This is a genomic window from Ruegeria sp. CDSA141, assembly GCF_059612005.1.
This window is the reverse complement of the sequence record NZ_JBXWPT010000019.1, coordinates 19,809-33,632: the sequence shown is the minus strand read 5'-3', so window position 1 is coordinate 33,632 and position 13,824 is coordinate 19,809. Positions and strand designations below refer to the sequence as shown.

Annotated in this window: 11 protein-coding genes; 3 read left to right on the top strand and 8 right to left on the bottom strand. The window is 56.9% G+C overall.

What is annotated here, in order from left to right; genetic code table 11:
• Positions 1-9: 9 nt before the first annotated feature.
• Positions 10-738, bottom strand: coding sequence for a cytochrome-c oxidase, cbb3-type subunit II (gene ccoO / locus AC2FLP_RS19110; protein ID WP_299643353.1), 729 nt, complete (start codon positions 736-738; stop codon positions 10-12).
• A 14-nt stretch (positions 739-752) separates the two neighbouring features.
• The gene (gene ccoN / locus AC2FLP_RS19105) at positions 753-2,360 is read right to left on the bottom strand and encodes a cytochrome-c oxidase, cbb3-type subunit I (RefSeq protein WP_117872179.1); all 1,608 of its coding nucleotides are present in this window, start codon (positions 2,358-2,360) and stop codon (positions 753-755) included.
• A gap of 201 nt (positions 2,361-2,561) precedes the next feature.
• On the opposite strand from ccoN, the gene AC2FLP_RS19100 reads away from it, so the two are divergent.
• Entirely contained in the window at positions 2,562-3,401 is an 840-nt protein-coding gene (locus tag AC2FLP_RS19100) for a universal stress protein (RefSeq protein ID WP_496685582.1), read from the top strand.
• Between the two features lie 37 nt (positions 3,402-3,438).
• Here the strand turns inward: AC2FLP_RS19100 and AC2FLP_RS19095 are convergent, their stop codons facing one another.
• Both AC2FLP_RS19095 and fnrL read right to left on the bottom strand, forming a co-directional pair.
• On the bottom strand, positions 3,439-3,693 hold the full coding sequence (locus AC2FLP_RS19095) for a GlsB/YeaQ/YmgE family stress response membrane protein (protein WP_117872174.1): 255 nt from the start codon (positions 3,691-3,693) through the stop codon (positions 3,439-3,441).
• A gap of 71 nt (positions 3,694-3,764) precedes the next feature.
• On the bottom strand, positions 3,765-4,508 hold the full coding sequence (gene fnrL, locus AC2FLP_RS19090; RefSeq protein WP_496685578.1) for a transcriptional regulator FnrL: 744 nt from the start codon (positions 4,506-4,508) through the stop codon (positions 3,765-3,767).
• Positions 4,509-4,569: 61 nt separating this feature from the next.
• Between fnrL and hemN the strand changes: the two genes are divergently transcribed.
• Positions 4,570-5,925, top strand: coding sequence for an oxygen-independent coproporphyrinogen III oxidase (gene hemN, locus AC2FLP_RS19085; protein ID WP_496685575.1), 1,356 nt, complete (start codon positions 4,570-4,572; stop codon positions 5,923-5,925).
• A gap of 211 nt (positions 5,926-6,136) precedes the next feature.
• Positions 6,137-8,065 carry an elongation factor G gene (locus AC2FLP_RS19080; protein WP_299901747.1) on the top strand — a complete coding sequence of 643 codons (1,929 nt, stop codon included), beginning with the start codon at positions 6,137-6,139 and terminating at the stop codon, positions 8,063-8,065.
• Between the two features lie 24 nt (positions 8,066-8,089).
• Here AC2FLP_RS19080 and AC2FLP_RS19075 read toward each other — a convergent pair whose 3' ends face one another.
• Genes AC2FLP_RS19075 through AC2FLP_RS19060 form a run of 4 tightly spaced genes read right to left on the bottom strand, consistent with a single transcriptional unit; the run spans position 8,090 to position 13,771 of the window.
• Positions 8,090-9,667 (bottom strand): ABC transporter ATP-binding protein, encoded by a 1,578-nt coding sequence (locus AC2FLP_RS19075; RefSeq protein ID WP_496685572.1) that lies wholly within the window; start codon positions 9,665-9,667, stop codon positions 8,090-8,092.
• The gene (locus AC2FLP_RS19070) at positions 9,664-10,770 is read right to left on the bottom strand and encodes an ABC transporter permease (protein WP_496685570.1); all 1,107 of its coding nucleotides are present in this window, start codon (positions 10,768-10,770) and stop codon (positions 9,664-9,666) included. The genes AC2FLP_RS19075 and AC2FLP_RS19070 overlap by 4 nt, the downstream gene beginning before the upstream one ends.
• Positions 10,771-11,865, bottom strand: a complete 1,095-nt coding sequence (locus tag AC2FLP_RS19065) for a microcin C ABC transporter permease YejB (protein ID WP_496685568.1) — start codon at positions 11,863-11,865, stop codon at positions 10,771-10,773. It lies immediately after the preceding gene.
• 1 nt (position 11,866) lies between these two features.
• On the bottom strand, positions 11,867-13,771 hold the full coding sequence (locus AC2FLP_RS19060; RefSeq protein ID WP_496685566.1) for an extracellular solute-binding protein: 1,905 nt from the start codon (positions 13,769-13,771) through the stop codon (positions 11,867-11,869).
• Positions 13,772-13,824 lie beyond the last annotated feature (53 nt).

Sequence of the window (13,824 nt, the reverse complement as noted above, 5' to 3'; positions counted from 1 at the left end):
GATTCTCCTTTAGCGGCTTGCGTCCGGGGTGAAGGTCGAAAAATCGACCAACGTGCCCAGCATCTGAAGATAGGCAACCAACGCATCAGCTTCGGTCAGCTCGGGCTGGCCGTCAAAGTTGCGTACATTGACCTTGTCACCATAGCGCTCCAACAGCCCGTCATAGTCGCTGTCTGGGTCAGCCTGAGCGAGGAAATCAGCTTGCGCGTTTTCCAGCATCTCTTCGGTGTAAGGAGTCCCGACCAGAGCATTGGTGGCCATTACATCGCCGATGTACTTGCCGTCAATTTTACGATGCTCAAGGAAGCCGTATTTCGGCATCACCGATTCCGGCACCACGGATTGCGGATTCCGCAGGTGATCGACCTGCCATTGGTCCGAATAGCGGCCACCGACACGGGCCAGATCAGGGCCGGTCCGTTTGGACCCCCACTGGAACGGATGATCGTACATCGATTCCGCCGCCAGCGAGTAGTGACCGTAGCGTTCGACCTCGTCCCGCATCGGGCGAATCATCTGGCTGTGGCAGGTGTAGCAGCCTTCGCGGATATAGATCTCACGCCCCGCCATCTCGAGAGGGGTGTAAGGGCGCATGCCCTCCACCTTCTCGATGGTGTTCTCAAGATAGAACAGCGGTGTGATCTGCACCAGGCCACCGATAGTTACGACCAGAAAGCTGAAGATCAGCAGGAGGGTCGCGTTGGTCTCGAGGATCTTGTGTTTGTCGAGAATTGCCATTGCTCCGGCCCTCCTTATTCAGCCGGGACCGCGACGGTCAGGCTGGCCTCTTTGGCCGGCGCTTTCCGCACAGTCATCCACAGGTTGTAGCACATGATCACTGCACCAGCGACGAACATTACGCCACCCAGAGCACGCACCACGTACATCGGGAACTTGGCAGCCACGGTGTCGGCGAACGAGTTCACCAGGAATCCGTTGGCATCCACTTCGCGCCACATCAGGCCTTCCATGATACCGGTCACCCACATCGACGCGGCGTAGAGCACGATGCCGATGGTGGCGAGCCAGAAGTGCCAGCTGACCATCTGCAGCGAGTACAGGCGTTCCCGTTTCCACAGGACGGGCACCAAGAAATACAACGCACCAAAGGTGATCATACCGTTCCAGCCCAGCGCGCCCGAGTGCACGTGGCCAATGGTCCAGTCGGTGTAGTGCGACAGCGAGTTCACCGCGCGGATCGACATCATCGGGCCTTCGAAGGTGGACATGCCGTAAAAGCCAACCGAAATCACCATCATCCGGATCACCGGGTCGGTGCGCAGTTTGTCCCATGCACCCGACAAGGTCATCAGACCGTTGATCATACCACCCCAAGACGGCATCCACAGGATCACCGAGAACACCATGCCCAGCGTCGAAGCCCAGTCAGGCAGCGCGGTATAGTGAAGGTGGTGCGGACCGGCCCAGATATACAGGAAGATCAGTGCCCAGAAGTGGATGATCGACAGCTTGTACGAGAATACCGGGCGCTCGGCCTGTTTCGGGATGAAATAGTACATCATGCCCAGAAAACCCGCAGTCAGGAAGAAACCCACCGCGTTGTGGCCGTACCACCACTGGATCATGGCGTCTTGTACGCCCGACCAGACGATGACCGATTTCGAACCCCAAATGCTGACAGGAACGGTCATGTTGTTGACCAAGTGCAGCATCGCAACGGTGACTATAAAGGCCAGATAGAACCAGTTGGCTACATAGATATGGGGTTCTTTCCGCTTAATGATCGTGCCCAAGTAGACCGCCAGATAGGCGACCCAGACAATGGTCAGCCAAAGATCGACATACCATTCAGGCTCGGCATATTCCTTCGACTGAGTACCGCCCAGAACATAGCCGGTCGCGGCCAGCACGATGAACAGCTGATAACCCCAGAATACGAACCACGCCAGGTTGCCGCCCCACAAGCGCGCGGCGCTGGTACGTTGCACGACATAGAATGAGGTTGCGATCAACGCATTGCCACCAAAGGCAAAAATCACCGCCGACGTGTGCAGCGGACGCAAACGACCGAAATTCAGATAACCCTGTGCCCATTCAAAGTTCAGCACCGGAAAGGCAAGCTGAAACGCGATGAAGGTCCCGGCTAGGAACCCGACAACGCCCCAGAAGGCGGTTGCGATCACGCCATAACGGATCACGTCATCCATGTATTCGCCCGAGCGGTCGACTAGAATATCTGGCTCGTCAGTGTTTCGAAGCGTCCAGATAAACAAGCCACCGGCGATAAGCATCACCAGCAGCGCATGTACCTGATACGCCAAATCGCGTGCATAATTGGTTCCGATCGCTGCAAACAGCGCGATCAGACCAAGCACGATCAGCTTGATGTAATTCGACATATTGCGTCCCTTTGCCATGCTCCGCGCGCTTTTGGTTCTTATGACGCGCGAAACCCATTTGACTGGCTGCCGTTCTGAAGCACGGCGGCTATTGCTGCTTTGATCTGTATCAAGACAGTTCTGCGTTTTCTGTGACACGCATTGTAGAGGAAATAGGCCAACTGGTCACATGAGACCAAATGCCCGAATCATGAGGTCGCAATGACTTACAAATCTCTACTCACTGTCATGACCGAAACCAAGACAGCACCCGCCGCTCTGGCGCAGATGGTGGCTTTGGCACAATCTCAGGATGCCCATGCCGAAGCCCTGTGCCTTGGGGTCGATCGCAGTCAGACAGGTTATTACTATGCGGGTGCCAATGCGCTCATTGTTCAGGAAACACTGAGCCGAGCCAACGCCGAGGCCAAGGAGTTATTGTCCTTTGCCAATGATTACCTTGGCAAGTCCGGCGTTCGCTGGTCCGCCGAGCATGGCGTCGCGCAAATTGCTGATATAGGACGCCACGTTGCACATAGGGCACGGTTTTCCGATCTGGTGATCCTGCCGCACCCCTACGGCAAAGACCGTGGGGCCGAAGCCGAGCCCATCGTTGAGGCCGCCATGTTCGAGGGGCATTGCCCGGTTCTGGTCGTACCGGACGACGTCGAACCCCTGACGGTGCCGCGCAATATCATGATAGGTTGGAACGAAAGCGTAGAGGCCATGTGCGCCATTCGTCACGCCCTGCCCTTCCTGAAACAGGCCGAGCTGGTCCGAATCGTGGTCATCGACCCCCCCCGCCATGGGCCCGACAGGTCTGATCCGGGCGGAATGCTGTCACAGATGCTGGCCCGTCACGGGGTCAAATGTGAGATTGATGTGCTGAGCAAAAGCATGACGCGCGTGTCGGATATTCTCAACCGCCACGCATCCGATACAGAATCGGATCTGATCGTGATGGGTGCCTATGGCCATTCCCGTTTCCGCGAGGCCATTCTGGGTGGAGCAACCCGCAACATGCTGGAGCAGTCTACTGTTCCCGTATTCCTTGCCCATTGATCCGCCATTCAAAAGCCGCCTGACTTGGCGGCTTTTGTCATCCTCTGCGGATGAGGCCTATCAGGAACAATAGGATCACGGCGCCTACTGTTGCGAAGAAGATAGACGACAGCAGGCCGCCGCCAACGGCAAATCCAAGTGCCGGAAAAACCAACCCCGCAAGAAACGCGCCGACGATTCCGACAATGATGTTGCCGAAAAGACCGAACCCCCGGCCTTCCATGATCTTGCCAGACAGCCAACCGGCGATTGCGCCGATCAACAGCATTGCCAACAAACTGCTGAATTCCATGCCGTGCTCCTAAGTTGGACAATCCCGCAACAAACGCTGCGCCGGTTGTCACTTTTTATATGTGGTTCACGTTAAACCAGAAAACCGCCATCCGAATCGTCGCCCGCCTCTTCCATCAGGCGACCCAGATCGGGGATGGTCACGTGCCGCTTGCCTTCAAGCGTTATCACCCCGTCTTTTCTCAAAGCCGATATCTGGCGACTGACCGTCTCGAGCGTCAGGCCCAGATAATCCGCCATGGCTTCTCGGGTCAGCGGCAGATCGAAAACGATAGTGCCTGACAGACCTTTTTGACCTACCGATGCGTCCCGGCGAGCAATAATTGACAGCAGGCTGGCAATCTTCTCACGGGCGGTCTTTCGCCCCAGAACCAGCATCCACTCGCGTGCAGCATCAAGCTCGTCCAAAGTCATCTGTAAAAGGCGATGGGCGATATGCGGGGTTTGGTCCATCATCTCTTCGAATGGTTTCTTGCGGAAACAACACATCACGACATCCGTCGTCGCCTGAACATCGTAAGGTGCTGTATCGCGACCCGGGCGGCCAACGAAGTCGCTGGGCAGCAGCAGACCAACCATCTGGGTGCGTCCATCTTCCATCGTCTGAGTCAACGATGCAATTCCGGCCACAACCGAGCCGACAAAACTCATCGGATCCCCAGACCAGATGATCGTCTGACCCGCCTCGAAACTGCGATAATACTTAATGCTTTCAAGCTCTTCCAGCTCGTCAGCATCACAGCGAGCGCAGACGGCACGATGACGTATCGGGCAATCTCCGCAATCTGAATGGTCAAATTGTGCTTTTACTGTCATGCGCGTTCCCACTTGATCTCCATCAAAGCACCTATGTCATCTGTCGCCTAAGGGTATCGCCATGATAGTGAAACCACAATTGGCAAAGCTTGGACTATTTGACGCGAAAGTACCGCGTTACACAAGCTACCCCACCGCCCCCCACTTCAGCAACGACGTGGGAGCAGATATGTTTGGCGACTGGATTTCCGGGATCACACCCGGCAGTGCTGTTTCGCTGTACGTCCATGTCCCATTCTGCCGCAGGCTTTGCTGGTTCTGTGCCTGCCGGACACAAGGGACACAAACCGACAATCCGGTGATCGCCTATGCCGACGTTCTGAAGGCCGAACTGGATCTTCTGGCAGCACGCTTGCCCGAAGGTGTGGTTCTGTCGCGCCTGCATTGGGGCGGCGGCACGCCAACGTTGCTGAACGCCCAACTGATGCGCGAATTAGCACAACACATCCTGGGTATCGTGCCCATGGGGCCTGATGCCGAATTCTCGGTCGAGATCGATCCGAACGAGATTGATGAGGCGCGTCTGGATGCGCTGGCAGACGCGGGCATGAACCGTGCCTCGATCGGAGTGCAGGATTTCGATGACGAAATTCAGAAAACCATCGGCCGCATCCAAAGCTACGACACAACACGCGATGCCATCGACATGATCCGCGAACGTGGCATCACCAGCCTGAATGCGGATATTCTTTACGGTCTGCCGCATCAGACCAAGGCGCGCATGACGGAAAGCGTACAGAAACTCCTGTCGCTCAGCCCGGATCGCGTGGCGCTTTACGGCTATGCCCATGTGCCTTGGATGGCCAAGCGGCAGCAGCTGATTCCTTCGGACGCCCTGCCCACACCGGAACAGCGCCTCGAGTTGTTCGACACGGCCCGGCGTTTGTTCCTTTGGGACAATTATGCCGAGATAGGCATCGACCATTTCGCCACTCAGGATGACGGGCTTACCCACGCTTTGCACGCGGGCCGCCTCAAGCGGAACTTCCAGGGCTATACCGACGATCAGGCCGATATACTGATTGGTGTCGGGGCCAGCTCGATCTCGCGATTTCCGCAAGGTTATGCGCAGAACGCTCCGGCCACCTCTGCCCATACCAAAGCCATTCGCAATGGGCAGTTTTCAACATCCCGAGGGCACCTCTTTAAAGGTCAGGACATTCTGCGTGCCCGCCTGATCGAGGCACTGATGTGCGATTTCAGAATCGACACGGCGGAAATCCTGCGGGATCACGATGTATCAGCCGCTGAACTGGACGAGATGTATCGCGCAGCCAATGCATCTTTCGACGGAATGCTGCAGATCACCGAAGACGGGCTTTTCGTGCCGCCCGAAGCGCGTGCGCTGACCCGGATGATCGCCCGTAGCTTTGATGCCTATGACCTCAGCAAAGCCGGGCACAGCTCGGCCATCTGACCCTTTTCTACGGGCAACATTCGGCCCGTGACGCGCAAAACACATCAGGGGCTTGACGCACGCCTGCGGTTTTTCCCACACTCATACTGTAGGGTGGCATCTTGCTCTGCGGCCTGAGGCGGGCAAAATACAGACAATCCTTGTCGGCGCCAACGCGTCGGTCGGTCCCTTTCGTGCAGCCAATCTGCAACCTGAAAGAGGGACAACACTCATGCGCGTTTTTACCGTCCTCGGGCCCAGCCAATCGGGCAAATCTACGCTTGTCGAGGCCATCAGCCGCCTCGACGGGCGCCCCACCACATTCGATGTTTCCGGAACCGTGCATTTGCACGGTTTTTCTTACTTGGACGAGCCCTGGTGCGCGATCGACGTTGACGGGGGCGGCGATGCTCTGGCCTATGTCGGACCCGCAATGGCAATATCGGACGCCGCCGTAGTTGTCGTGCCCCCCGACCCGAATGCCGCCGTTTTGTGCGCGCCCTACCTGCGACTGGTAGAAGAGGCCGGCATCCCTTGTTTTCTGTTCATCAACCGGATGGACAATCCCAACGGCCGCATCCGCGATATCATCGCCTCACTGCAAACATATTGCACCCATCACATCGCCCTGCGTCAAGTGCCGATCCGCGAAGGAGATACGATCATCGGGGCGGTCGATCTGATCTCGGAACGGGCCTGGAAGTATCAGGAGGGCCAACCCTCGGCCCTGATCGAATTGCCTAAATCCGTCGAAGACCGTGAGCGGGAGGCCCGAACCGAACTGCTTGAGACCTTGTCCGATTTCGATGACACCCTTCTGGAGCAATTGATTGAAGACAAACTGCCGCCAAGTGACGAAGTTTATGACCTGGCCGCGCAGGTCCTACAGAATCATCAGTTGATCCCCGCCTGCCTGGGGGCCGCGAGCCACGGCAACGGGCTGACGCGCCTGATGAAAGCGCTACGGCACGAAGCCCCCGAGTTTGATATCGCCGCCGGGCGCGACGAGGCCGCAGACAGCGCCCGCGCCATTGCCGGTTTTGCAGATGTCAAAAAACACATCGGAAAAATCGTCGTTCTGCGCGGCCTGGGGGACGGCGTGCAAGCCCATGAGGCCTTGGGCGGTGAGACCGTCGGCAACCTGACAACGCTGGACGCCAAAACCCAAATCGCGACACTGGAGGCCGGGCAGATTGGTCTGGCAGTGAAGTCCGATCACCTCAACCCTTGTTACATCTATGACAGCAATTCAGCGACGGAGCTGCCGGAATGGGCGTCCTCGCATCCAGTGGCGCATCGCCAGATCGTCTCACCAGTGCATGAGCGGGACGATGTGCGCCTCTCCAACGCCCTGAGCCGTCTGGCCGAAATCGACCCCGGCCTTCACCTGCAACAGGATGAGCTGAGCGGCCACGCCGTTCTTGGTTCTCAAGGTCCGCAGCACATGCGACGCGTGACCACCAAGCTGGCCGAGGATTTCGGGATCGAGATTCAAGCCGATCAGGTCGAAACCGCCTATCGTGAAACCATTCGAAAACCTGTCGAATATCGCCACCGGCATCGCAAACAATCCGGCGGGGCTGGGCAGTTCGCGGATGTGGTGATCTCGGTCGCGCCCCTGCCACGCGGATCGGGGTTCCAGTTCGAAGAGGTGGTCAAAGGCGGAGCGGTTCCCAAGAACTACATCCCGTCAGTGGAACACGGAGCCAAGGACGCGCTGGAGCAAGGCCCCGAAAGCTTTCCCGTAGTCGATGTCAAAGTGACACTGAAAGACGGGAAACACCACAACGTAGATAGTTCCGACTATGCCTTCCGCACCGCAGGCAAGAACGCCGTGCGTGAAGCGCTGCCTCAGGCCAAACCGGTTGTTTTACAGCCGATCCTGAATGCTGAAATCCACCTGCCATCCGATTTTGTGGGCGATCTCGTGCCAACAATCAGCTCTCTGCAAGGGCAAGTTCTGGGATTTGAAGGCAATCCCAACGCATCAGGCTGGGAGATCTTCAACGCGCTGATTCCCGCCGTTGCCGAGGATGAATTGCATCGCACACTCGCAAGCGCCACGCGCGGCACTGGATGGGTTAAGCTGAGCTTTGACCACTATGAGGAACTGCGCGGGCCAACGCCCAAGGCAACGACCAAAGAAAAGGCAAGCGCTTGATACACTGAATTTGGCGGGCTGGTTTCAGCCCGCCGCCGCTATCAGTTCGCGGGTATAGTCGGTCTGGGCATTTTCGAACAAATCCTCTGCCGTGCCCATTTCAACCACATCCCCATTTCGCATGACGATCACCTTGTGCGACATCGCACGTACAACTTTCAGGTCATGGCTGATGAACAGATAAGCCAGCCCGTATTTCTTTTGCAGATCGCGCAGCAGATCGACGATCTGAACCTGAACCGTCATGTCCAGCGCGCTGGTCGGTTCATCCAGTACCAGCAGCTTCGGTCGCAGAACCATCGCCCGCGCAATCGCGATGCGCTGACGCTGCCCGCCCGAAAACTCGTGCGGATACCGATCCATGGCCTCAGGATCCAGGCCCACCTCGGTCATCACCTCAGCGACCAGCTCGCGCGGCGCGCGATGAGGATCAACGTTGTGAATGGCCAGACCTTCCGCGATGATCTGCTGGCAGGTCATACGTGGGCTGAGGCTGCCGAACGGGTCCTGAAACACGATCTGCATATCCTTGCGCAGCCGACGCAGCTCTCGCGTGGACCATTTTCGCACATCCTGATCGCGGAAGGTGATGCCGCCTTCGGACGCGATCAACCTCATGAGCGCCAGCGCCAGCGTGGTCTTGCCAGACCCGCTTTCGCCCACAATCCCCAAAGTCTCACCCGCGCGTACACTCAGCGAGGCGTCATTCACCGCCTTCACATAGCCAACCGTCCGTTTCAGAAACCCGCGCTGGATCGGGAACCAGACTTTCAAATGATCGGTACGCGCGACTTCTTCCGCATCTCTTGCAACGGCGTCAGGCTGACCCGACGGTTCGGCCGCCAGAAGTTTGCGGGTATAGGGATGCTGCGGGTTGTCGAAAATCTCCCGCGTCACTCCGGTTTCGACAATCTCGCCATCCTTCATCACGCAGACCCGATCAGCGATCCGGCGCACAATGCCCAGATCATGGGTGATGAACAGCATCCCCATGTTTTCGGATTTCTGCAGATCGGCCAGCAACTCGAGGATCTGTGCCTGAATGGTTACATCCAACGCCGTCGTCGGCTCATCGGCGATCAGGATGTCCGGCTTGTTCGCCAGTGCCATGGCGATCATCACCCGCTGCCGCTGTCCACCCGACAACTGGTGCGGATAGCTGTCCAGCCTGTCTTCGGGGTCGCGGATACCGACCTTGTTCAACAGCTCGAGAATCCGTTCGCGCGCGACATCGCCCGTGACCCCCTGATGCAGGGCCAGCGATTCCGCCATCTGCTTCTGGATCGTGTGCAACGGGTTCAGCGATGTCATCGGCTCCTGGAAAATAAAGCTGATGTCATTGCCCCGCACATCCATCAGGCGTTGCTCCGAGGCGCCGATCATCTCCTGCCCGTCATAGGTGACGGATCCTTCAACTATCGCGCTGTCGCCCAGTAACGATACCGTGCTGAGCGCAGTGACGGATTTACCCGACCCGGATTCGCCCACAAGCGCCACGGTTTCCCCGCGATCGACATGGAACGACACGCCCCGAACCGCAGCACTGATCTGACCGTCCTGCCGGAAAGAGACCATCAGGTTGTTTACATCCAGCAGGCTCATGAGAAGGTCTTTCTGGGATCGAACGCATCCCGCACGCCTTCAAAAATGAAGACCAGCAGGGACAGCATGATGGCAAAGGTGAAAAAGGTCGTGAAGGCCAGCCATGGGGCCTGCAGGTTCTGTTTCGCCTGCAAGGTAAGCTCTCCCAGCGAAGGGGCCGAAGAGGGAAGGCCAAAACCCAGATAATCCAGCGAAGCCAGACCACCTATGGTGCCCGTGACGATGAAGGGCATAAAGGTCAGCGTGGCCACCATCGCGTTCGGCAGCATGTGGCGGAACATAATGGTCATGTTGCCCACGCCCAGCGCCCGCGCAGCGCGCACATATTCAAGGTTCCGCGCCCGCAGGAATTCGGCACGTACCACGCCAACCAGTCCGGTCCAACTGAACAGAATCATCAACGCGACCAGCAGCCAGAAACTTCGCCCCAACACCGCAAACATGATGATGATGACATAAAGCGACGGTGTCGCTGACCAGATCTCGATGATCCGCTGAAAGATCAGATCCAGCCAACCGCCGAAGAAGCCCTGTATGGCACCGGCGAAAATTCCGATCAGACTGGCGGCGCCCGTCACGATCAGCGTGAACAGGATCGACAGGCGGAAACCGTAGATCACGCGGGCAAGAACGTCGCGTTTGGTGTCATCTGTCCCCAGGAGGTTCTGGCTGTTGGGTGGCAATGGCGCAGCCCCGGGGCGATCGACCGATGTGTTGTAGGAATAAGGGATCAACGGCCAAAGCGACCAGCCACGTTCGAATCCTTCCGCCTGGAACGTACCGGCGTCGATCTGTTCGATAATGCCTTCAGGATTGTCAAAACATTCTTCCAGGCCGCCGCTGTCTATCAGGCACTGAACCTCGGGGTCGCGATAGATCGCCTCTGTCTGGAAGTCTCCGCCAAAATCGGTTTCCGCGTAGAAGTTGAAGACCGGCGTATAGAACTCACCCCGGTATTTCACCAGAATCGGTTTGTCGTTGGCGATGAACTCGGCAAACAGCGACAGGCCGAACAGCACAGAGAAAACGATCAATGACCAGAAAGCGCGCCTGTTGCGGCAGAAATTGCTCCAGCGGCGCTGGTTCAGGGGGGACAATGCCATCTACCCCTCCCGCTTTTCGAAATCGATGCGCGGGTCGACCAGCACATACATCAGGTCGCTGATGATGCCGACGACCAGGCCCATCAGGCCAAAGATGAACAGCGTGCCGAAGATCACTGGATAATCCCGCGCCACGGCAGCCTCAAACCCAAGACGACCCAGACCATCAAGTGAGAAGATCGTTTCAATGATGATCGAGCCTCCGAAGAACACGCCGATGAACACGGCCGGGAATCCTGCGATGACAATCAGCATCGCGTTGCGGAACACATGGCTATACAGCACCTTGCGCTCGCTCAGACCTTTGGCGCGGGCGGTCATGACATATTGCTTTTTGATCTCATCCAGGAACGAGTTCTTGGTCAGCAGCGTCAACGTCGCAAAGGCCGAGATCGTCAGAGCAATAGTCGGTAGCGCGATGTGCCAGAAGTAATCTGCGATCTTACCGAAGAAACTCAGGCTGTCCCAGTTGTCCGAGGTCAGTCCACGCAGTGGGAAGATCTGCCAATAGGATCCACCGGCGAAAAGCACCAGCAGCAGAATGGCAAACAGGAAGCCTGGAATTGCGTAGGCCACGATGATCGCACCGCTGGTCCAGGTATCGAACCGCGAACCATCCTTGATCGCTTTGCGAATGCCCAGCGGAATAGAAACCAGATAAGCAATCAGGGTCGACCACAGGCCCAGCGAGATTGAGACCGGCATTTTTTCAAGTACAAGTTCAATCACGCTGATCGAGCGGAAATAGCTCTCGCCGAAGTCCAGCGTCAGATAGTTGCCCATCATGATCAGGAACCGTTCAAGAGGCGGTTTATCGAAGCCGAATTCCTTTTCAAGTTCAGCAATGAACTCGGGCGGCAGGCCCCTCGCACCGACATATTTGTCGTCGAAAACACCGCCCGCCGGTTCTGAACCCGCGCCGGCATCGCCCGCACCTGCAAATCCGGCGAAAACATCACCCTGTCCTTCGATCTGCGCAATGATCTGCTCGACCGGACCGCCAGGCACGAATTGTACCAGCGTGAAGTTGACGATCATGATGCCCAGAAGGGTCGGAATGATCAGCAACAAGCGTCTTAGAATATAGGCGCCCATGTTATCGCAGCGCGCCTTTCGTTTTCAGTGCAGCCTCTTTTTCCGGATTGATCCACCACAGATCCAGATAGCCCAGCGAATAAGGTGGCAGGTTTTCAGGGTATTCATACATATCGTAATAGGCCGCCCAGTGGTCAGCGATGTATCCTACAGGGATTACGAAGAACTCATACCTGAGGGCGCGATCCAACGCCTTCAATGCCGTATCCTGATCCGCCTGATTGTCGGTTTCGAAGGAAGCTTCGATGATAGCATCAACCAAAGGGCTGGCCAATCCGGCAGGGTTGAAAAGGCTGAATGCGGCCTCTTCTGACCCATACATCTGACTCAACCCGCCACCGGTCGAAAGAAACGACCCGTATCGTGTGGAATAGACCATGTCATAGTCTCGCTCGCGACTGCGCAGCGTGTATTGCGCCGGGTCAACCTTTTCTGCAGACGCATCCACGCCCATGGCTTGCAGGTTCTGGACATAGGTTTCAATCATCGTGGCCGTCGATGTCGGCAGGTTTGAAGGATACGGGAAATCCACCCTGAGCGTCTGCCCTTCCGCGTTGCGCCGCACGTTGCCATCGCCGACCGCCCACCCAGCCTCGTCCAGCAGTTTCGCGGCTTTGCGCAGATTTCTCCGGTCGTTCAGGCGCGCGGGGTTTGACTCATGGGCCATCACAGCAGGTTCCGCAAGAAAATCCTCTGGCACAACTTCACCCAGCACCTGAAGAAACGCCAGTTCATCGCCCTCGGGCAGACCATGCGCTTCAAGCGGGGCGCCTTGTGTAAAGGAATTGCGCGGTGAATTCAGACCAAACAGCAAGGATTCATTCGCCCATTCGAAATTGAAGGCCAAGGCAAGGGCCTTTCGGACGTTCTTGTCGGCAAACTGCGGTTTTCCGAGGTTGAAGACGAAGCCTGACGGTGTCGGCGGGCTGCCATCCGGAATCTCATCCTTAACGATCACACCTTCGTTCAGCTTCGGAAAATCATACGCCGTCGCCCAAAGCTTGGGGTCACTTTCAATCCGCAGCGTGTATTCTCCAGCTTTGAAGCCTTCGAACGCCGCTGTCTGATCGCCGAAATACTCGACGCGGATCGTATCGAAATTGTTGCGACCAACATTGAATGGCAGATCTTTACCCCAATAGTCGTCACGTCGCTTGTAAACGATGCGGCGATTGATGTCATAGCTGTCGAGTTTATAGGGGCCTGAGCCGACCGCCACTTCCAGTCGCGGCTCATCCAGACGTCGGGACTCATCCGCCTCGAACCATGCTTTTGAAAATACTGGGGTTGACCCTACTGTCTCGATCAAACTGCGGCGGGTGACTTCGGGGTTGAACGAGAACTTGACCGTGTTGTCATCCAGCGCTTCGGCCCCTGTCACCATGCGGCCTACGGCTTGCGCGTATGAGGGCAGGCCCTGCTCAATGAACAGACGGTGGCTGTAGACAACGTCCTCTGCCGTCACCGGGGTGCCATCCCAAAAGGTTGCTTCGGGTCGCAAATGGAAAATGACGTAATTGCGCCCTTCATCATATTCCAGACTTTCCGCCAATACGCCGTAATACTGCCCGACACCGTCATCAGAGCTTTCGAACAGGCGATCATATTGCAGCGTCGTCAAGGCGCCTGCGCGCCCCTTGCGGGAATAGGGGTTCAGGGAATCGAACGTCCCTGAAGCCGCCAAGGACAACTCACCACCTTTGGGCGCATCTGGATTCACATATTTCAGATGCGGATAGTCAGCAGGGTAATCCAGATTGCCGAAATACGAGTATCCGTGACTACGGATAACATCATCATCCAATGCCATAGCGATTTGCGGCGAGAACAGAACAGCACAAAGCCCGAGTATGCCAGCCAATGGCCTGACCTTAAGATCACGTGCAGCAGGCATTACGGATATCATGTGGCTCATCCTCTGGGTCATTGTCATCTTTAAAGTCGTAACCGCTAGCTAAA